This is a genomic window from Virgibacillus kekensis (assembly GCF_042654125.1).
Taxonomy (GTDB): Bacteria; Bacillota; Bacilli; order Bacillales; family Amphibacillaceae; genus Lentibacillus; species Lentibacillus kekensis.
Genome location: NZ_JBHSFU010000004.1, coordinates 530165 through 552261, shown reverse-complemented (window position 1 = coordinate 552261; position 22097 = coordinate 530165). Strand labels below are relative to the sequence as shown.

Here is a 22097-nt window from a genome sequence, read left to right as displayed (position 1 = left end):
AGCTGTTCGAACGGTAAAAGGGGTTGTAGCTGTGATTAAAGTAATACTTGTAGAAGATCAGCGACTATTCCGTGAGGGGACGGAATTATTAATCAACAACACGGACGACATCAAGGTTGTTGGTATGGCCGGGAATGGCGAAGAAGCAATAAATCTTTTGAAAAAGGAAAAACCGGATGTTGTATTGATGGACATACACATGCCCGGGATGGATGGTATCAAAACCACGGTTTACTTAAAAGAAAACCATCCGGATGTAAAAGTGGTTATGCTCACTTCCGCTGCGGATGAGGAACTGGTAATTAGAGGGATCAATGTTGGGGCTGACGGATTCTTGCTTAAAAACTTGTACCATGACAATCTAATCCAGGCAATCCGTAATGCATACCGTGGGCAGTCGGTTTTATCCGGTGAGGTTGCAGAAATTCTCGTTAATAAAATACGGAAACTGACGCTAGATCAAAAACAGATTCTCGGCAGGAGGCTGGAAAACCGTGGTATCCAACTGACAAAAAGAGAACTAGATATCGCCTATCTGTTTATGGATGGTTACACAAACACAATGATTGCCCAAAAGCTGTTTCTAGGGGAAGGCACAATTAAGAATTATGTTAGTGAGATTTACAACAAGCTGAATATCCGCCATCGGAAAGATGCAATAAGTTATTTAAGGCAATTACTGAAGCAGTAATAATGACTTATTTTTCCAAAAGTCACTAAAAAAATGACTAGAAATGATGTATGATTAATATGTTAATTAATCGACAATGTCGCTAATTAACCAGAACATTATAGGCGGTAATATCATGCTAAGACTATGCTATCTAAGTAAACGGGACATGCAACAGGCTGTCCGCGACATCATACTCGGGCATCCTAAACTGGACCTGGTAATCAATCTGTATATAACAGATAATACTGCTGAAATGGCAGCAGAATTGGAATCTGACATCGTTCTGATTGATACGGCCTACTTGGATGAAGCTGCTGTAATAAAGACAGCAGAGGATGTAAATCAATTAAATCCGGATAAAAGAATTATTATATTAACGGAAACGGAAGAGGAAAACCATCTGTTAACGCTGGTGGAAGCACCAATTGATAGTCTGGTTGTAAAGTCGGACGACAAGCTGGATCGTGATATCTACCAGGCGGCACATGCGGTGATGGAAAACCAGTTTCTAATTCCGATAAAAATTACCGGATTACTAATCAAACGTTTGAACAATATGAAGCTGACCAGTATGGACATGTTCTCCACCCGACTTCAGCAAAATGGTATACCATTAACAACCAAGGAATCGCAGGTAGCCTATTTTGTGAAACAAGGCCTTAAGAATAAGGAGATTGCCGAGCGCCTTGACATGAAGGAAGGCGCGGTAAAAGTCCATGTCAGCCGGATATATAAAAAAACAAAGTCTAACCGACGTAAAGGACTTATTAAAGATTTAAATAAAATCTATTCTAGTTAGCAATAGTTCAAATTTTCAGTGCGATTAAGTTTAATGCATGATAGAATGTTAGAAAGGAGTTGAGGTGATGACATATGGGATAAGGGTATCCTTGTTGATGATTCTGGACTCTATTATTGTAACTTTTGCAATTTTTGTTGCTTCCTGGGTAGTCTACCCGAACATAATCGAATACAGTTTGCAGGCATTGGTCATAAGTTCCATCGCCCTACTGTTTTTTCATCATTTATTTGCTATTATTTATAAGTTATATCATAAAGTATGGGCGTACGCGAGTGTTGGGGAACTTATTACAATTGTTAAAGCTGTAACGCTTTCGATTATTGGAGCGGGGATTGTACAATTTCTCGTAAATGATTTCATTATATTCCGTAGAGCGCTGATTGTCACCTGGTTATTACATATTGTTTTTATCGGTGGTTCGCGGTTTATTTGGCGTATATTCCGGGACCAGTACATTATACCCGATGGAAACAAGAAAAGAACGTTGATTGTTGGTGCAGGGGCAGCTGGCTCGATGATTGCACGTCAGTTGAAAAATAACCGTGAGAACACGGAACTTCATCCTGTGGCTTTTGTCGATGATGATTTAAGTAAGCAGAGGATGCAGATTTACGGCATCCCGGTCCTTGGAAGGTCAAAACATATAACCGAAATAGTCGATAATCATAATATTGAGCATATCGTTATTGCTATTCCATCTTTGCAGAACGGAGAACTCAACAACCTGGTAATGGAGTGCAACAAAACGAATGCCAAGGTACAGATGATTCCGAAGATCGAGGATATTATGACCGGGAAAGTATCGGTAAACAGTTTAAAAAATGTCGAAGTTGAGGATCTGCTTGGCAGGGAACCGGTTGAACTCGACATTGATGCAATTTCCGAGTACGTTACAGGTAATACCGTAATGGTCACCGGAGCAGGGGGGTCGATTGGCTCCGAACTATGCCGGCAACTGATGCGCTTTTCTCCGGGAAAGATATTACTGCTCGGACATGGCGAATTTAGTATTTATACAATTGATATGGAACTTCGTGAAAAGTACGGTGACACCGATATAGAGATTGTCCCGATAATTGCCGATGTACAGGATAAAAAACGGATTTTCGATGTGGTTGGAACACACCGTCCGTCGATAATTTATCATGCTGCAGCACATAAGCATGTACCACTTATGGAATACAATCCGCATGAAGCGGTCAAGAACAATGTGATTGGCACACGAAATGTCGCCGAAGCGGCTGATACATTCAGTACCAAAACATTTGTAATGGTTTCCACGGATAAGGCGGTCAATCCTACGAATGTCATGGGAGCAACCAAAAGAGTTGCCGAAATGGTTGTTCAGGACCTGGCACAGCGTAGTGAGACTAAGTTTGTTGCTGTTCGATTCGGCAACGTGCTTGGCAGCCGCGGAAGTGTAATTCCACTGTTCAAAAAACAGATTGAGCGTGGCGGGCCGATTACGGTTACTGACCCAGAAATGACGCGTTACTTTATGACAATTCCAGAAGCATCCAGGCTGGTTATTCAGGCAGGGACACTTGCCAAGGGTGGTGAGATATTTGTTCTCGACATGGGTGAACCGGTTAAGATTGTTGACTTGGCAAAAAACCTTATAAAGCTCTCCGGCTATACAGAGGATGAAATTCCAATTCAATTTTCTGGTATCCGTCCTGGAGAAAAGATGTACGAGGAACTGCTTGGAGAAGATGAAGTACATCCAGACGCTGTGTATGAGAAAATTTATGTAGGTCGGACAAGTATGGTGGATTCAGCATTATTAAATAAGGTAATTGCAGATTTCAACAATTACTCAGCAGAATCATTAAAAGATGAACTAATGAAGATTGTATACATGGAGAAGACGTTGTTGGCGGTTAAAGGGTCATAGTTATACAGGGGGTTACTGAACGTGAAAACCATAAAGAAAGCAATTATACCAGCTGCTGGTCTGGGCACACGATTTTTGCCAGCAACAAAGGCCATGCCTAAAGAGATGCTTCCAATTGTCGACAAGCCTACGATTCAATACATAATTGAAGAGGCAATTCAGTCAGGTATTGAAGATATTATCATAGTTACCGGTAAAGGCAAGCGCGCGATTGAGGATCATTTTGACAATAACTTCGAACTTGAAGATAACCTGATTAAAAAAGAAAAGTTTGAACTATTGGAAAAGGTGAAGCAGCCGTCCAAGGTGGATATTCATTATATCCGCCAAAAAGAACCACAGGGACTCGGCCATGCCGTCTGGTGTGCACGAAAGTTCATTGGCAATGAGTCATTTGCCGTTTTACTCGGAGATGATATTGTCCAGGCAGACACACCTTGTCTAAAGCAATTAATTGAGCAATACGAGCAAACACAGAGTTCAGTGGTCGGCGTGCAACAAGTGCCGCAAACTCAAACACACCGTTATGGAATTGTAGACCCAAGCACCATTGAAGGAAGACGCTACCAGGTCAATAACTTTGTTGAAAAACCGGCACAAGGCACTGCGCCATCTAACCTGGCTATTATGGGGCGATATGTCCTCACACCAGAAATTTTCACCTTTCTGGATCAGCAGGAGATTGGCGCAGGTGGTGAAATCCAATTAACGGATGCCATTCAGAAACTTAACGAACTACAGAAAGTCTATGCCTATGACTTCGAAGGTAAACGGTATGATGTCGGTGAGAAACTCGGCTTTGTTAAAACAACTATAGAAATGGCATTGGAAAATTATGAAATTAAAGATGAGTTATACAACTATCTTGAGCAGTTGATGAAAGACAATGCATTAAAAGTTTGAAATCCTGTTGTTACAATAGGGTTAAATAGTATGTAGCCTGACCTCTTTGTCACTACAAAACTATTTACCCTTCTTTTGTTTGAAACCAGTTTTGAATAAGTTTTAAATTAGGTAATGTCTCCTAACCTATATCAGTGGAGGCACTCGGCTATGCTGTGGGTTATATCACCTTAGACACTTGTTGTCATTAGTGTGGCGTGAGGTGGGGTTGGATGCCCCTATATTTTTAATAATGTAACCCGCCGGTACAGCTATAGTAAATAATATATTTAGAATATTAAATACTATGGAAAATAGGCGGTTGGGTGAAGTTGAGAAAAAAGACAAATGGTTTCACGTTGATTGAACTTTTGGCCACATTAGCTATTTTGAGTATTGTAGTTTTAATTGCGGTATCCCTGTTCTCTGATCAGATAATAAAGGCAGAAGCAGAGGTTTGCAATGCAAACCGAGAGATGGCAGAAAAAGCATATGAAAGGGAACTCTCCGTAAATGGAGATGATCCTTCAGTAGCATCATTCATAATCTTTTTAGATAAATATGATAAAGACCTATGCCCGGAACACTTTGCGATATCTTATAGCGGCGGCTTAGTGCTATGTGCTGTGCATTCAAATTATCAGAAGGAAGATACTGAAGCAGTGCCTTTTATATAATGAATAAGTTTATTCTGAGCCTATTCCTTGAAGGTTAGGCTTTCTTTTTTGGGATAGAATAGTGAAGTGGAACTGACTATCGTTGTTAGATAGACTGCTAGAAACCTTGTGGGATAAGGGGTTAAGTTGTTTTTAGTGAGAATCATAGATTGTTTGAATGGTATATATAATAGGAAGAAACACGGTTTAGGGTGATGAATACAAGAATATCTATTTCGTATTTGTCGGGTAGATTGAATAGATATTACGAGGTGGCTATCAGAAGTAGATAACGATTTTAGTGGTTTAGTAGTTGATTGAAATGAAGGAATAATAACAGATTTTAATTAAGTCCTAATCTACTAAAATATTAACTTAACAAGGGAAGGAAGTCTAGAAGATGGAGTCGACAAAAGTGAAAGAAAGAATATTCCTCTCTTCACCACATATGAGTGATGAGGGTTTTGAAATGCAATATATAAAGGAAGCTTTTGATACAAACTGGATTGCACCCCTTGGTGAAAACGTGAATGGGTTCGAAAGAGAACTTGCCGAAAAAGTTGGTTCTAGATCAGCTGCAGCACTATCCTCTGGAACGGCTGCTATTCATCTAGCTCTTAAAGCAGCAGGAGTCGGAGAAGGGGATATTGTTTTCTGTCCGACACTTACTTTTTCCGCTACTGCAAATCCAATTATCTACCAAAATGCAGTTCCTGTATTTATCGATAGTGATTTTGAAACTTGGAATATGAGCCCAAAAGCATTAGAAGAAGCTTTTGAAAAGTATCCAGAGGTAAAGGCAGTCATCGTTGTTCATCTATATGGTTTATCCGCTGATATGGATAAGATTATGGCGATTTGTAAGAATCATAATGTTGCAGTAATAGAAGATGCTGCTGAGTCTTTGGGTACTTACTATAAAGGTAAGCATACAGGGGCTTTCGGTGACTATGGCATCTTCTCTTTTAATGGAAACAAAATTATTACTACTTCTGGTGGTGGGATGCTAGTTTCCAATAATGAAGAACATATTGCAAAGGTAAGATTTTGGGCGACTCAATCAAGGGACCAAGCAAGGCATTACCAACATAGCGAATTAGGGTTCAATTATCGAATGAGTAATGTTGTTGCCGGTATTGGTAGAGGACAGCTTAAGGTGTTGGATAAGAGAGTTGAGAAGAAGAGATATATTTTTGAATTCTATAAAAGAGAACTTGGTGAGCTTGAGGGTGTTGAATTCATGCCAAGTAATGAATGGAATGAACCAAACTACTGGTTAAGCTCGATGACTTTGACTGGCAAGGTAAGGCCAATCGACATTATGGAGGCTCTTGAAAAAGAAAATATTGAATCAAGACCAGTGTGGAAGCCGATGCATATGCAGCCATTCTTTGAGAAATATAATTTCGTTGGAACGGATGTTGCTGAAAGGTTATTTGAAAATGGTGTTTGTTTACCATCGGATACGAAAATGACGGATGAGGATTTGGAGAGAGTTACAAATACTATTAAAGGGTTGTGGTTTAAGTAATGAATAATTCCAAAGGTGGTATTTATAGAAAATTTATAAAAAGGCCGTTGGATTTTATATTATCATTGATTGCCATTATTGTTCTTAGTCCGATATTTATTGTTGTTGCTATTTTTGTTAGAACGAAACTGGGTAGCCCTGTGCTATTTAAACAAAAAAGACCCGGGCTTAGCGAAGAAATTTTTATGATGTATAAGTTTAGGACAATGACCGATGAGACAGACGAAAATGGAAATTTCCTTCCTGATAGTGTAAGGCTTACGAAGTTTGGTAGGCTTTTAAGATCGACTTCTTTGGATGAACTGCCGGAACTATTTAATATTCTTAAAGGGGATATGTCTATTATTGGTCCTAGACCATTAGCAGTACAGTATTTACCTTATTACACAGAACAAGAAAGAATTAGACATGCGGTGAGACCAGGGCTATCAGGTTTAGCACAAATAAACGGAAGAAATACAGCTTCATGGGAACAAAGATTTTCTTATGATATAAAATATGTTACTAATATTACATTTATTGGAGATATAAAAATTATCTTTGGAACAACCTTAAAAGCTATTAAAAGAGCCGACATAGGTGAACGTGGTGTTGATTCACAACCTGACTTTGATAAATATAGAAAGAAAAAATTAGGAGGTACCTCAAAATGAATATTATTGGTGAAAAAGTACTCTTACGTGCAATTGAGATGTCTGATAAAGATATATTACTAGGGATTATCAACGACAGTGAAACAGAGTATTCGCTTGGAGGATGGTCTTTTCCTGTTTCTAGTATAAATCAAGAAGACTGGATTAGAGCGCAAAAGCTAAATGAAAAGGTCTTAAGATGTATGGTCAGTGATAAAAAAGATAATAAGACCTTAGGTACAGCCATCTTATCAAATATTGATTATAAAAATGGTAATGCGGAAATTCACATCAAGTTAATTAGCGATGCTAGAGGTAAAGGTTACGGAGCTGATACCATTAATACTCTAATAAAATATACATTCGATGAATTGAGACTCAATTGTGTTTATGCTCATGTTAATGCCTATAATATTGCTTCACAAAAACTGTTTGAAAGATGTGGATTTGTAAAAGAAGGAGTATTAAGGAATAGGATTTATAAAAAAGGCGAATATCATGATGTCATAGCATTTTCAATTATAAAAGAGGGATAGTATGGAAATTGGAAGTGAGTTTTGGATTGATAATATACCAGAAGATACCACCTATAAAGGAATGCCTAATTGGTTAAATAATTTTGGGGATTCTATCCTTACATCATCAGGTCGAGGGGCAATTAGTTTATTATTACAACAAGTCGCTCCTTATAATAAATCAGTTCTTCTGCCGGCATACATTTGTGATTCTGTACTTCTCCCTTTTATTGAAGATGGATACACATGTTACTTTTATGAAGTTGATGAAAAACTATCACCAATTATCGAAAGTATTGAAGTATATGAAAACATTGGTGTTTTTCTCCACATGGGATACTATGGCTTTCAAACTAATTTTAATCTACTAAGTGTACTTCAATACTTTCAGAGACAGTCCACTATAATTATTGAAGATGTTACGCATACCTTATTTTCACACTTTTATAGATATAAGGAAAATGACTTTTATGTTGGAAGTATTAGAAAATGGTTTGGAGTACCTAGCGGTGGTTTTTTAGCTTCACCTAAGAAAAACCTTAAAAGACCAGAATTTACTAATGATGAAATTTCAGGGTTAAGAACAGCTGCTTTAGTCAATAAAGCTAATTATATGAAAACCAATGATGAAAGTCTAAAAAGTCTATTTCTAAATCAATTTTCCGATGCTGAAATTTTATTAGATAAAGATTTAAATCCTTATAGTATTGATAGCTTGTCGATGAAACTAATTAATTCTTTAGATGGGTATGAGTTGGTAAGTAGGAGAAGAGAAAATTTCAGAGCGCTTTTGGAAGGGTTAAATAGTGTTAGTTATTTGGAAACTCAATTTAAACATTTGGCAAAATATGAATGTCCAATGTTTTACCCAGTAATAATCAAGGAGAAAAGGAACGATGTACGGAAGAAACTGATTGATGAAAGAATATATTGTCCAGTACATTGGCCTATACCTGATCAAATTAAAGAAACTAATTTAAATTTAGATATATATAATACTATTCTTTCAATACCATGCGATCAAAGGTATGGATTAGATGAGATGGAAAGGATAATTTCAATTTTTCAGAGTCTATAAATCAAGAATATTGTTACCCATTAGTGAGGGAGTGAACAAATATTGTCTATAAGTACAATTAGTGAAGTACAAAAGGCTAAATATAACCTTTTAATAATTGGATTAGATGAACAAGAGAAGTGGGATCAGATTGTAAAGGGTTTTAATAATTATGATGTATACTATCTTTCAGATTATGTCAAAGCATTTAAAATACACGGGGATGGTAATCCAATGCTTTTCTATTATGAAGATGAAAATATTAAAGCAATAAATGTTGTAATGAAGAGAGATATATCTGTTGATAGTAGGTTTGCTGGAAGAATACCTTCCAAGACCTATTATGATATAACAACCCCATATGGTTACGGAGGTTTTTTAATAGAAGGAAAAGTCACGGAAGATAGCCTGAAAAACCTCGATGACAAATATAGTTCTATATGTAAAAAAGAGGGGATCATTAGTGAATTTGTTCGTTTTCATCCGGTTCTTAACAATGCAGAAGATTTAAAAGGTATCTATGATGTCACTACTCTTGGAGATACTATTACAGTAGATTTGAATTCACTAGATCATATTTGGAACAATTTTACTAGCAAAAATAGAAATATGATTAGAAAAGCTATGAAATCAGGAGTAGAAATCTTCTGGGGTCGCAAACCTAATTTGTTTGATGAATTTATAGGCTTATACAATGCAACTATGGATAAAGACAATGCACTTGATTATTACTATTTTAATAGAGATTTTTATAATAGCATTCTAAACGATCTAAAATATAACTCATTGATGTTTTACGCTATGTATGAAGAGAAAATTATTGCAATGTCGATGATTTTGTATTCAAATGAACAGGTTCATTATCACTTGTCAGCGTCTGATAGAGAGTATCAACACCTGGCACCATCAAACTTATTATTATATGAAGTTGCATGTTGGGCATGTGAAAATGACTATAAAAGTTTTCATTTAGGTGGAGGACTTGGAAGCAAAGAGGATAGTCTTTATAAGTTTAAAAAAGTATTTAATAAAAACTCAGCAACTAAATTCTCAATTGGTAGAAAAATAGTCGATGAAAAAAAATATAGAGAGTTAATTGAAATCAGAGACAATGAAGTTGGCTATAACAAGAATACACAATTTTTCCCCAGTTATAGAGGATAAGACGCTATTTGGAGTCTATTTAACCACAGTGTTTAGGAGAGAGTAATGATGGCAAAAATCCTGATATTGGCGAACAATGATGTAGGGTTATTTAAATTTAGAAAAGAGCTTATTGAGGAATTAGTAAAGGAAAATGAAGTTTTTATCTCACTACCTTTTGGAGACTATATACCAAAATTACAAGAACTTGGGTGCAAATTTATTAATACACCTGTTTCTAGAAAAGGGACCAACCCTATAACTGATTTGAAATTATTATTAAATTATAGAAAAATCATTAAGAATACTAGGCCAGATGTAGTTTTAACATATACAATTAAACCTAATGTTTACGGTGGTATAGCTTGCAAAATGAATTCTGTTCCATTCTTGGCGAATATTACTGGGCTAGGAACTGCGGTTGAAAATGGAGGAATACTGCAGAAAATCACTTTGCTTATGTACAAAATATCATTAAAAAAGGCAAATTGCGTTTTCTTTCAGAATAAAGAAAATCAACAGTTTCTTAAAGATAAGCTTGCCATTAAAAATCATAGACTGTTACCAGGATCAGGAGTTAACCTTTTACACTTTTCATTTATGGAGTATCCGCCACCTGATGTAATCAGATTTCTTTTTATTGCTCGGGTGATGAAAGAAAAAGGAATTGATCAATATTTGGATGCTGCTGAGTACATTAAGAGGAAGTATCCAGATACAGAATTTCATATTTTAGGGGCCTTGGAAGGTTCTTATGAAATTAAGTTGAAAGAAATGCAAGCCAAGGGTATTATTCAGTATCATGGATTACAAAGTGACGTTAGAAAATTTCATAAGTTCTCACACTGTACAGTACACCCGACATATTATCCTGAAGGTATGTCAAATGTATTACTTGAAAGCTCTTCTTGCGGAAGACCAGTTATCACTACAAACAGAAGTGGTTGTAGGGAGATAGTAAATGAAGGTGTGAATGGATATTTTGTTGAGCAAGAGAATAGCCAAGACTTGATTAAGAAAATTGAAGCCTTTTTAAGGTTAAATCATGAAAAAAAAATACAGATGGGGCTTGCTGGTAGAAAAAAAGTAGAAGAAGAATTTGATAGACAAATTGTAGTTGATGCTTATATTAATAAAATAAACTCTATAATACAGAAAACTAACTTAACATAAATGCCTTTGGGGGATTCTATGGTTATCTATAAGAAACAATTCTATAAGAACATGATTTTTTTTCTATTGCTCCTTAGCATACTATTTCGTGGCCCTACTTTCTTCAAAATATTCTCCTCGAGTTTCGGGGAAATAAGAATTAGTTATTTATTATTGTTTTTTTTGAGTTTTGTAGTCTTTTTTATATTAAAACATAAGATAACAATAATTGAATTTATTATTTTCGTAACAATATTCATAACCATTTTGTTGAATATGTTGCTATTACAGACCTATAATATTGAATACCTTGTGTATGTATTACAAGCATTCGCTTACTATTACATTCTGTCTGCATTAGTAAGATTGATTTCTATAAATGAGTTATATAAGAAATGTAATATTATGTTAATTGTTTTTGGGATAATGTCTGTATATGAAATTTTAACCGGTAAATTATTCTTTCATATCGTCGTACCTTATGAAATTAACAGTTTTAGTATTTACGAACGAGCTTATTTATTTTTCTACAATGGAAATAATTTATCGTTGTTTTTACTTAGTCTATATGTAATTGTACTCGGGTATAATTTGATAGAAAAAAACAAGACTAAGTATCTATTAGCACAACAGGTTTTACTATTTTTTATTTTTATAATGAACGATTCTAAGCTTTCTTTAGTTGTATTTCTAGTCACGACAGCACTATTTTTTATAAAGAAGTACACGTATGACTTTAAGAGAAAGAACTGGAAACTCATACTATATGGCATTTGTTCAGTATTTATAATCATGTTATTGATAAAAAATTATTTTGATTCGAACATACATTTTATAAATGTTTTCTTTGACAATGCTCAAGTAAATATAACAAATGATCCAAGATTTGACTTATATTCAAATGCAATTCAAACATTTTATAGTAATCCACTCGGTATTGGATTAGGTAATTCAGATTACTATTTTTCAACGAATGTACATTCGATTATCATACAATTCATTGTTGAAATTGGTATATTTGGGCTTATATTTTGGATTTTGTATTATTTCTTTGTATTAAAGGATAATTTAAAAAATATTAAATATAATGATAAATTTATGGCTAATGTAATAAGGTATTACGTTGTCTTATTCCCAATAATTTCCATGCAAGTTAGCAGAGTCATATCTGATAACGCATTAGTTTTTATGTGGGCACTATTTTTAGTACTACTGAAATATTACACTAGTAGTAAGTTTGAATTTCGAAAAGAAACATTGATTTGAAGCAATGTTTCTTTAAAATATTTTCATTGTTGGGAGGAGTATTGTGAAAAAAATATTATATATAGTATATAGTTTATTATTTTCAAAGATACCTGGGGGCAGTTATAGTATAGGGAAAAGTATTAGAAGGAACTTTCAACGATTATTAGGTATTGAATTAGGACTTAATTCAGTAATAGGTCACCATACTATTATTTCATATCATGTGCTAAATAAATTAAAACTTGGCAATAATTCTGGGATTGGGCCATACTCACATGTAACGGGTACAGGAAAGATAATACTTGGTAATAACGTAATATGTGCTCCTAAAATAACATTTGTAACTAGATGGCATGATCTATCCTATAATGAAAAGGGAGAAAAAATGAACATTCAAAAAGATGGTGATATCATTATTGGCGATGACGTCTTTATAGGGACGAATGTCACTATTTTACCAAAAGTAATTATAGGTGAAAAATCAATTATAGCTAGTGGAACAACAGTATATAAATCAGTGCCTTCACATAGCTTTGTTAGAAGTTCGAAAATGGTTATTGACAGGTTGGAGGAATAATAATGAATATTGCTTGTATTTCACATTATTCCCCCTTATATAAAAATAAATCTAATGCTTGGATGCAGGATTTTTACTCATCAGTTGATAACTTTGCGGATATCAAAAATGTTTATTTTTTTCACATTAGTTATGAGAAACAAAAAGAAATTGAGATTAATAAAGTGGAATTAAATAAAAATACCACGGATATTTCAATTATAATTCCAAGAAAATATAAGATTTTAAGGAAATTAAATACTTTTGATAAAAAGTTCATTTCTATAATAAATAAAGTAGTAATGGGCTTTCTTAGTCAAAATAAAATAGAATTCGACATAATCCATGTAAATACCCTATATTACGCGTTTTTTATCGATATATTTAAATCAAATTCTGATACGGGTAGGTTTTTCTTACATCTCCACGAAAACAATAAGTTATTAAATAATATATTAAATAAACGTAAATATTCATCAATTAATTTTATTGGTAAATATGATTATGTTATAAGGCAAACGGCGTCTGAAATTAATGTTGTAAAGAAATATAATAATAGAATATTATATTTACCAAATGCATTTGATGATAGTAATTTTCATTATGCTGAAAAAAGAGCTGATAATGAGAAGATTACAATATTAAGTATTGGTTACTTGAGAAATACGAAAAACTATAAACTATCATTAGAAGTAGTTAAAAATATAATGAATAAAGGTTACGATGTTAATTATAATATTATAGGTTCAGGACCAGAGTTAAAAACATTAAGGAAATATGCCAAAAAAGTTGGAATGGATAATATTGTTACATTTCATGGATACCAAAATAAAGAAGACATTCAAAAGTTCTTTAAAAATAGTGATTTGTTACTAAATACGAGCTACTTTGAAAGTTTTGGAAATGTTTTTTTGGAGGCTTTAAAAACTGGAACACCGATTGTGACGTGTGCAAAAGGTGGCCCAGAATATATTTTTAAATGGGCTTCCAATAATATGTACCTAGGTGAACATACTGAAACTAATATCGAAAAAATCTCTGAAGCGGTAATAAAGGTCGTTAAAGTTAAACAGGGCATCATTGATATGAGAAAAGTAAGCCAAATAGTTAGCCACAGATTTTCTAGTGAAAGGTTTTTGAATGATCTAATTGATATAGGAAAGAACGGAGAGAAGAATGTAAATGAATGGTGGAAAAATTAATGAAGAATATCTGCTTTATTATCAAAGTTACTAATAACTATGGTGGAGCTGAAAGAAGATTTGCAAGATTAATAAATTATATTAGTAATGATAAAAGATACAAAATTAGTGTCATATTAGTAGGAGAAAGTAGCAATACAAAGAAGTTTAAAGCTGAATATCTTATAAATAAGAATATTAATATATTTGAAATAAATAACAATATAAAAGTTTTAGCCTTAATACCAAAATTAAATGTTGATATTATACATTTTATTACAGTTAATACTTCTTTTATATTTTTATATACAAATTTAAAACTTATTAAGAAGAATTGTGAGCTAATTTTGTCATTAAACTCTTATGATCTTTGCCTAGGCGAATACAAGAATATATTGCAAAAAATTACCTTTCAGAAGTTACTTAAAATAGTTAACAAGATCGATTGTCTATATCCTTCTTATATTGAAAATGTCAAAAAAATATCACAAGAAATTTCGACGTCAAAAGATTTGAAAATATTTTATCCAGAGAACTCCTTTACAGACCTAGATAAATTCCAGCCTTCAGATAACAAAAATAAGGTTATAGTCTTTGCATCGCGATTGATTGCACAAAAGAACCCAGTATTAGCAATAAAATCGATTAATGAATGTCGTACTATTATACGAGCAAATAATTATAAGGTTATCTTTGCAGGAGGTGGACCTCTATATTCAAATTTAGAGGAATATATAAAAAACCATAATTTAGAGGACATTGTAAAAATGACTGGAAATGTTGATTTAAGTAACATACTTCCAAAATCAAGAATATTCTTATCTCTCCAGGAAATGGAAAACTATCCATCGCAATCGCTACTAGAGGCGATATCTTCTGGAAATTATATCATCGCTTCAGATGTTGGTGATACAAAAAGAATTATTGATGAGAATTTTGGTATGTTAACGAACTTAAAACTTGCTGAACTAGTTGACAGATTAGTTGAGGCTATTAAGTTTACTAACGATAGCAAAAAGATGAGTGAAATATCTACGAGGTCTAGGGAATTCGCAATAAAAAACTTTAAAATTTCTTCTTATGCTGAACATATCAAAGAAATCTGGTCCCAATAAAATCAATATGAAGGTTTTGAAATTATTTTTTATGCCCGTTCCATTCATTTTCATACTTAAAAATCTAAAAAAGGAATTTAATTTAAGCAACTTTTTACTAAAACAAAATTAAGGGGATTAGATTAATGTGGAAGATAGTTTAAAGCGGTTGGTAAGTAGGTTCTTCTCTTTTTCTTTAGGACCATCGATAGCGGCTCTTATAGGTCTGATTATAGTTCCAATAACTACTTATTTTGTTTCGCCGAGTGAGTTTGGGAAAGCATCTATGTACACCCTTGCCTACACTATCGGTTCTATATTTATTTATTTTGGATTGGATCAATCGTTTTTAAGAGAGTATCATTCAAATCCCGATAAACGTAAAGTTTTTGCAAATGCAGTTATATTACCACTTACATTCTCTGTGGTTTTATGTGTAACGCTATTGTTTTTCTATAAAGAGATATCTATGCTTTTGTTCGGTGAAATAAATTTTATAGCAATTTTTTATCTATCATTTTCACTGATTTTAGCGATAGTCAATAGGTTTAGCTTGCTGAAAATTAGAATTCAGGAAAAAGCTAAATTATATTCTGCATACACAATTTTGATTAAGCTCCTAGAAGCAATAATATTGATAATAATATTGTTTTATTATGATAAATCTTTTATAGGAATAATTAAAGCTACATTTTTTAGTTTGCTTGTAGTAACACTCATTCAATTTTTAAGTACTTTTAAAGATTGGAAATCCATATTCCAAATTGATAAGGTGTTAATAAAGAAGCTTTTGGCCTTTGGTTTACCATTGGTACCGGCGACAATTATCATATGGGTTTTTAGCTCGATGGACAGACTTGCATTAAAATATTGGTCTACTTTCACTGAATTAGGTATATATGCAGTCGCATTTAAAATTGTTGCGATTTTAGCAATCTTTAAACAGGCATTTGCTACTTTTTGGATTCCGACGGCATATAGGTGGTATGAAAATAAAGTTTCAAATAATAAATTCGAGAAAGTAGGACAACTCGTAGCTTTCTATATGGGCCTTATTTTCATTGGAATAATATCATTTAAGGATTTGATAATACAAATTTTAGGAGGTCCATATTCAGTTGCAGCTTTAAGCGTGCCGTTTTTACTTTTTTCTCCTTTGATGTATACAATGTCAGAATGTACCTCTTTGGGGATAGCTTTTAAGCGGAAAACAAATTATAACATTTTAATTTCAGTCGCTGTTGCAATCCTAAATCTATTTGGTAATTTCCTTTTAGTGCCCAAATATGGAGCTCTGGGTGCATCAATATCAACTGGAGTTTCATATATAGCATTTTTTTGGCTTAGAACAATGATATCTAGGAGGCTGTGGCATAAATTTCAAATAAAAATTTATATTTATAATACAGTATTAATGATAGTTGTAGCTTCAGTATCACTATTGTTTGATAGTCTAATATTAAATCTGCTTTTTATATTGTTATTATGCTTACTAAACATAAAAGCTTTAAAGTATTCGGTAACAATTATAAAAACTATTTTTAATAGAAAAGAAATAAAAATTAACTCAATTTCTAGGTAGCTTAATTCTTTTTTTACGATTGAGATTATACTTGATTTGCCAGCAATGTCAGGTATATTAATAACAAATTTTAGAAGCCATATGCTATTTGTATAAATGATAAATTGTTAAGCAGATAAGTCATTCTATATGTTAGAAGGAGGATAATAATATTTATGAATACTGTTACTTTAACTAGTGATTTATTTAAAGGAAAAACTACTAAACAAAACTGCACAACTAGGAGTCATTGGGCTAGGTTATGTAGGCCTTCCGTTAGCTGTTGAAAAAGTAAAAGCAGGTTATAAAACAATAGGGTTCGATGTACAAGACACTAAAGTGAAAATGGTTAATGAGGGAAAAACTACATTGGTAGACCTTGAGTCTCTTGTCAATTCTGGGAATTTATCAGCTACTACTGATTTTGCAAAAGTTGCACAAGCAGACTGTGTAAGTATTTGTGTTCCAACTCCTCTAGATAAGTATCAGCAACCTGATATAAGTTATGTAAAAGCTTCAGCAAAAAGTATTGTACCTTACATGCATAAGGATATGTTAATTGTGTTAGAATCAACAACTTATCCTGGAACAACTGAAGAACTTTTACTTTTAAAGCTGATACTTGAGGAACCTGGATTGAAATGTGGTGAGGACTTCTTTCTTGCCTATTCTCCCTGGTAACTTGACATTTAAAACAAAAAATAAACCTAAAGTAGTTGGCGGATGCACAGATAGATGCACAGATGTTGCGGCGGCACTTTATGAGAGTATTTTAGAAGCGCCTATTCATCGTGTGCCTTCACCAGCAGTAGCGGAGATGGAAAAAATTCTTGAGAACATATACAGAAATATTAATATTGGTTTAGTAAATGAATTTGCAATTCTCAGTAATAAAATGGGGATAAATTTTTGGGAAGTTGTTGACGCTGCATTAACAAAGCCGTATAGATTCCAAGCATTTTACCCTGGACCAGGACTTGGAGGGCATTGCATCCCACTAGATCCATACTATCTTTCTTGGAAGGCACGTGAATATGGCTATCATACATCAATGATTGAATCCTCTATGATGGTAAATGACCGGATGCCTGAATATTGCGTAGAGAGAGCAAGCAAAATCTTAAATGGATACAAGAAAGCTATGAATGGATCTAGAGTCCTTGTACTTGGTGTAGCTTACAAAAAAGATATTGATGACTATAGAGAGAGTGCTGCTCTTAGGGTAATTGATGAATTAGAAAAAGAAGGCGCAGATGTTGTTTACTTTGCCCCTTATATACCAGAGTATAATTTTCATGGAAAAGTTATAAAAGGTGAAACGGAATTGACAGTTGAAATTATCGGAAACGCAGACCTTGTTATGGAAACAGCAGATCATACTATAGTTGATTATGACCTTGTACAACAGCACGCAAAAGCTATTTTCGATACAAAAAATGCAATGAAAGATATAACGAATAGAGAAAATATTGAGCTGCTATAGAAAGGTTTCCATGGGGACCTCTTCCTTAATTAATTATATGGAATGAATATATAAGGAGAAATTATTATGAAGTATTTTGTACATGAAAGTAGTTACATTGATGATAATGTTAAGATTGGAGAAGGAACAAAGGTATGGCATTTTAGTCGTGAAAAACTGCAAAGTATTGTAGAAACAACTTTTATTCCAGAAACTTATTATTCTAGTTTTGCTCAATATACAATCAAACTGAGATCAAAAGAACAACGAGATGACCTCCAGGCTAAATTGAAAGAAAATGATATTCCAAGTATGATTTACTATACTAAACCAATGCATCGTCAACAGGCATTCACAGATTTACCATTCGAAGAGGCAGAATTGGCTGTTACAAATAACCTTTGCGATACTGTTCTTTCTCTTCCAATGCATCCATATTTAAAAGAGGAAGAAATAACAAAAGTATGTGATGTAATACAAGAATTTAGGAATGCTTAAGCACAATAATGTAAAGGAAAGAGGTTTTATTATGAATTTTGCTATTGTCGGATGTGGCTTTATTGCAAAAAAACATGCAACATCAATTGATAAAATTGATGCTGCAAAGCTCGTTGCAGTATGCGATAAAGTTCCCGCTACTATGGAATTTTACAAAGAAAAATATGATGCAAAGCCTTATACTAAATTAGAACAAGTGCTAGAAAAAGAGGATATTGATGTAGTTTGTATTTGTACACCAAGTGGTTTCCATGCTTCCATTGCAGTTCAAATAGCCGAAGCTAAAAAGCATATTATTGTGGAAAAACCAATTGCGATGACGATTGAAGATACTAATAAAATTATTGATGCTTGTAATGTCAATAATGTGAAATTAGCTGTGGTTCATCCCAATCGTTTTAGGCCGGTTGTTCAAGAGCTTAGGAAAATTATGGACAGGGGTTTATTAGGGAAAATTAGCCATGCAAGCTGCATTGTGAATTGGAACAGAAATCAGGAATATTATGATCAAGCTCCATGGAGAGGGACTAAACAACATGATGGTGGAGTTTTAATGAATCAGGCAATTCATAATCTTGATTTATTACTATGGTTTATTGGAAATCCCGAACAAGTGTTTAGTATGGAAGCAACAAGATTTAGGAATATAGAAGCTGAAGACGTCTCTGTCGGAACAATTAAATTTGATTCAGGCGCAATTGGAACAGTAGAGGCTTCAACTACTGTGTACCCTAAAAATTATGAAGAATCTTTAACAATATTTGGTGAAAATGGAACTGTAAAAATTGGTGGTACAAATGCATTATACTTCGAACATCTTGATATTATGGATATGTCCGATTACGAAATTAATGAGTTGAAAGAAAGTATTAAAGCAGATCCATGGGGAACTCCAGGTCACCAGTGGATTATTGAGGACATGGTTAATGCTAATAATGAAAATCGTAATCCAGCGGTAACAGGTGTAGACGGTAAGAATGCTCTTAAACTAGTATTATCCTTCTATGAATCTGCGAAAATAAATCAACCAGTTTATTATTAAGGAGACAAAAGTACTTTATTACTTAATTAGTTTAGAATAAAGGGGGATAGTATAATAATGTATAAAATAGCAGTGGCTGGAACAGGTTACGTCGGTTTAGTTGCCGGCGTTTGTTTTGCTGAAGTAGGACACCAAGTAACCTGTGATGATATAGATGAAAAAAAGCAGATCAAATGAAATCGGGAATCTCCCCAATTTACGAAACAGGTTTACAAGAACTAATGCAAAGTAATTATGCTGAGGGAAGAATTGATTATACTACAGATTACGAATCAGCATACAAGGATGCGGATGCTATTTTTATAGGTGTTGGTACTCCGGAGCAACCGGATGGTTCTGCAAATCTTTCCTACATCGCAACTGTTGCAAGACAAATTGCGGAATCAGTGGAAAAGGATTGTCTGGTTGTTGTTAAATCAACAGTTCCAGTAGGAACAAATGATAAAGTTAAGCAGTTTATTCAGGACTTTTTAGTCAACGACGTTAAAGTAGAAGTTGCATCGAATCCTGAGTTCTTGGCCCAGGGCTCTGCTGTCCATGACACACTACATGCAGAAAGAATTATTATCGGAACAGAAAGCGAATGGGCTGAAGAATTACTTATAAAAATCTATGGACCATTCCATTTACCTATTGTTTCAGTGAATAGAAGATCTGCTGAAATGATTAAGTATGCTTCAAATGACTTTCTTGCTTTGAAGATAACCTATATGAACGATATCGCAAACCTCTGTGAATTGGTTGGAGCGGAAATTCAAGATGTAGCTAAGGGAATGAGCTTTGATGAGCGTATTGGAAGTAAGTTCTTAAATGCAGGGATTGGCTTTGGTGGGTCATGCTTCCCTAAGGATACAAAAGCGCTAGAGTATATTGCTAAACAGAACAGTTATGAGCTCAAAACGGTTAAAGCGGCTATTGACGTGAATAAAGAGCAAAAATCAATGCTATATAAGAAAGCTAGTAAAAGGCTTATTACCTTTAATGGTCTTAAAGTAGCAGTGTTGGGATTGACCTTTAAGCCTGGAACGGATGATTTAAGAGAGGCAGCATCTCTTGAGAATGTGCCTTTATTATTAGAACAAGGTGCAGATATCTATGCTTATGATCCTGTGGGAGCAGAGAACTTTGCTAAAGTTCATCCAGAAGGTAAAAGTGGAAAAGGTAGTATCACGTATGTTGCAAATATCGAGCATGCATTAGAAGGTGCGAATGTCTGCTTTATCTTTACTGAATGGGGGGAAGTGAAAGCATTAACGCCTGAAACATATAAAAAGTTAATGAGAACTCCTTTAGTTTATGACGGCAGAAATATTTATCGTGTTGAAGATATGCAAGAAGCAGGAGTAGAGTATCACTCAATCGGAAGAAAACCTGCAATTAGAGAAGCAGCTAAGGAGTCGAAGAATCTTGAATTACAAAACTCTTGAACCTAATAAAACATACCTAATCACTGGAGCAGCTGGTTTTATTGGATACTACTTATCAAGAAGACTACTAGAACAGGGTTGCCGGGTTATTGGTATTGATAACGTCAATGACTACTATGATGTGAACCTTAAACATACTCGTTTAGGGAATTTGGAACCTTATGAGAAGTTTACTTTTATTAAAGGTGACATATCAGACAAGGATATAGTAACGAAGACCTTTGAAGAATACAAGCCTAATGTTGTAGTAAACCTAGCTGCTCAAGCAGGAGTAAGGTATTCAATAGAGAACCCGGATGTCTATATTCAAAGCAATATCATTGGCTTTTATAATATACTGGAGGCCTGCAGATATAACCCAGTGGATCATCTTATATATGCGTCATCTAGTTCAGTTTATGGTGCAAATAAAAAGGTTCCATTTGAGGAAACAGATTTTGTTGATAATCCAGTATCACTTTATGCATCTACAAAGAAATCAAATGAATTGATGGCTCATACGTATAGCCACCTTTACAAGATTCCGGCTACAGGGCTAAGATTCTTTACTGTTTACGGCCCTATGGGTAGACCAGATATGGCGTATTTTGGATTTGCAAATAAGCATTTCGCACGTGAGCCAATTAAGATATTTAATAATGGCGATTTTGAAAATGATCTTTATCGAGACTTTACTTATATCGAGGACATCGTCGAGGGAATTGAACGATTATTAAGTCATCCACCTGAAGGTGAAGTTCAACATAAAGTCTTCAACATCGGAAATAACAGTCCAGAGAAACTGATGGTGTTTATTAAAACGTTAGAAAAGGCTTTAAGTAAAGCTTTAGGAAAAGAGGTGCAATTTGAAAAGATTTTTGAACCTATTAAGCCAGGCGATGTACCTGCTACCTATGCTTCGACAGATCAATTGCAGAAAGCTGTGGGCTTTAAACCGGAAACTACGATTGAAGAAGGACTCCAGAAATTTGCTGATTGGTATGTGGATTATTATAAAGTAATGTAAATACTCCAATAACGCGTTGGGCCAATTGGTGTCTTGGCGGGTTGTTTTATGGTTTAGTGCGTTAAATTAGTAAAATACGCTGTAT

19 protein-coding genes and 2 pseudogenes are annotated in these 22097 nt (G+C 34.1%); all 21 read left to right on the top strand.

What is annotated here, in order from left to right:
• Nucleotides 1–31: 31 nt before the first annotated feature.
• Nucleotides 32–691, top strand: coding sequence for a response regulator (locus ACFO3D_RS06960; RefSeq protein WP_390294171.1), 660 nt, complete (start codon nucleotides 32–34; stop codon nucleotides 689–691).
• 115 nt (nucleotides 692–806) lie between these two features.
• The gene (locus ACFO3D_RS06955) at nucleotides 807–1472 is read left to right on the top strand and encodes a transcriptional regulator (protein WP_390294169.1); all 666 of its coding nucleotides are present in this window, start codon (nucleotides 807–809) and stop codon (nucleotides 1470–1472) included.
• Between the two features lie 67 nt (nucleotides 1473–1539).
• Complete coding sequence (locus tag ACFO3D_RS06950) at nucleotides 1540–3369, top strand: polysaccharide biosynthesis protein (protein ID WP_390294167.1); 1830 nt, start codon at nucleotides 1540–1542, stop codon at nucleotides 3367–3369.
• 21 nt (nucleotides 3370–3390) lie between these two features.
• Nucleotides 3391–4272 (top strand): UTP--glucose-1-phosphate uridylyltransferase GalU, encoded by an 882-nt coding sequence (gene galU, locus ACFO3D_RS06945; protein ID WP_390294165.1) that lies wholly within the window; start codon nucleotides 3391–3393, stop codon nucleotides 4270–4272.
• Nucleotides 4273–4583: 311 nt separating this feature from the next.
• Nucleotides 4584–4928, top strand: a complete 345-nt coding sequence (locus ACFO3D_RS06940) for a type II secretion system protein (protein ID WP_390294163.1) — start codon at nucleotides 4584–4586, stop codon at nucleotides 4926–4928.
• A gap of 394 nt (nucleotides 4929–5322) precedes the next feature.
• Nucleotides 5323–6438: a DegT/DnrJ/EryC1/StrS family aminotransferase gene (locus ACFO3D_RS06935; RefSeq protein WP_390294160.1), complete on the top strand. Its 1116-nt coding sequence runs from the start codon at nucleotides 5323–5325 to the stop codon at nucleotides 6436–6438.
• Nucleotides 6438–7091, top strand: coding sequence for a sugar transferase (locus ACFO3D_RS06930; protein WP_390294158.1), 654 nt, complete (start codon nucleotides 6438–6440; stop codon nucleotides 7089–7091). Before ACFO3D_RS06935 ends, ACFO3D_RS06930 begins: the two co-directional genes overlap by 1 nt.
• Nucleotides 7088–7606 carry a GNAT family N-acetyltransferase gene (locus ACFO3D_RS06925; RefSeq protein ID WP_390294156.1) on the top strand — a complete coding sequence of 173 codons (519 nt, stop codon included), beginning with the start codon at nucleotides 7088–7090 and terminating at the stop codon, nucleotides 7604–7606. The genes ACFO3D_RS06930 and ACFO3D_RS06925 overlap by 4 nt, the downstream gene beginning before the upstream one ends.
• Before the next feature lies 1 nt (nucleotide 7607).
• A complete protein-coding gene (locus ACFO3D_RS06920) occupies nucleotides 7608–8663 on the top strand; it encodes an aspartate aminotransferase family protein (protein ID WP_390294154.1) in 1056 nt (351 codons plus the stop codon).
• Nucleotides 8664–8705: 42 nt separating this feature from the next.
• On the top strand, nucleotides 8706–9806 hold the full coding sequence (locus ACFO3D_RS06915; RefSeq protein ID WP_390294152.1) for a lipid II:glycine glycyltransferase FemX: 1101 nt from the start codon (nucleotides 8706–8708) through the stop codon (nucleotides 9804–9806).
• 48 nt (nucleotides 9807–9854) lie between these two features.
• Nucleotides 9855–10958 carry a glycosyltransferase family 4 protein gene (locus ACFO3D_RS06910; RefSeq protein WP_390294150.1) on the top strand — a complete coding sequence of 368 codons (1104 nt, stop codon included), beginning with the start codon at nucleotides 9855–9857 and terminating at the stop codon, nucleotides 10956–10958.
• Nucleotides 10959–12203 carry an O-antigen ligase family protein gene (locus tag ACFO3D_RS06905; protein WP_390294148.1) on the top strand — a complete coding sequence of 415 codons (1245 nt, stop codon included), beginning with the start codon at nucleotides 10959–10961 and terminating at the stop codon, nucleotides 12201–12203.
• Nucleotides 12204–12246: 43 nt separating this feature from the next.
• Nucleotides 12247–12762, top strand: coding sequence for an acyltransferase (locus ACFO3D_RS06900; protein WP_390294146.1), 516 nt, complete (start codon nucleotides 12247–12249; stop codon nucleotides 12760–12762).
• A gap of 2 nt (nucleotides 12763–12764) precedes the next feature.
• Nucleotides 12765–13943 carry a glycosyltransferase family 4 protein gene (locus ACFO3D_RS06895; RefSeq protein ID WP_390294144.1) on the top strand — a complete coding sequence of 393 codons (1179 nt, stop codon included), beginning with the start codon at nucleotides 12765–12767 and terminating at the stop codon, nucleotides 13941–13943.
• Nucleotides 13928–15037 carry a glycosyltransferase family 4 protein gene (locus tag ACFO3D_RS06890; RefSeq protein ID WP_390294142.1) on the top strand — a complete coding sequence of 370 codons (1110 nt, stop codon included), beginning with the start codon at nucleotides 13928–13930 and terminating at the stop codon, nucleotides 15035–15037. Before ACFO3D_RS06895 ends, ACFO3D_RS06890 begins: the two co-directional genes overlap by 16 nt.
• 127 nt (nucleotides 15038–15164) lie before the next feature.
• Nucleotides 15165–16598 carry a lipopolysaccharide biosynthesis protein gene (locus ACFO3D_RS06885; protein ID WP_390294140.1) on the top strand — a complete coding sequence of 478 codons (1434 nt, stop codon included), beginning with the start codon at nucleotides 15165–15167 and terminating at the stop codon, nucleotides 16596–16598.
• 177 nt (nucleotides 16599–16775) lie between these two features.
• Nucleotides 16776–18060 (top strand): annotated as a pseudogene (locus ACFO3D_RS06880) (nucleotide sugar dehydrogenase).
• Between the two features lie 66 nt (nucleotides 18061–18126).
• Complete coding sequence (locus tag ACFO3D_RS06875) at nucleotides 18127–18537, top strand: DegT/DnrJ/EryC1/StrS family aminotransferase (protein ID WP_390294138.1); 411 nt, start codon at nucleotides 18127–18129, stop codon at nucleotides 18535–18537.
• A gap of 31 nt (nucleotides 18538–18568) precedes the next feature.
• A complete protein-coding gene (locus tag ACFO3D_RS06870; protein WP_390294136.1) occupies nucleotides 18569–19579 on the top strand; it encodes a Gfo/Idh/MocA family protein in 1011 nt (336 codons plus the stop codon).
• Nucleotides 19580–19636: 57 nt separating this feature from the next.
• A pseudogene (locus ACFO3D_RS06865) lies at nucleotides 19637–21006 on the top strand (UDP-glucose dehydrogenase family protein).
• Complete coding sequence (locus ACFO3D_RS06860) at nucleotides 20987–22012, top strand: SDR family NAD(P)-dependent oxidoreductase (RefSeq protein ID WP_390294134.1); 1026 nt, start codon at nucleotides 20987–20989, stop codon at nucleotides 22010–22012. The pseudogene ACFO3D_RS06865 and the gene ACFO3D_RS06860 overlap by 20 nt, the downstream one beginning before the upstream one ends.
• Nucleotides 22013–22097: the final 85 nt, after the last annotated feature.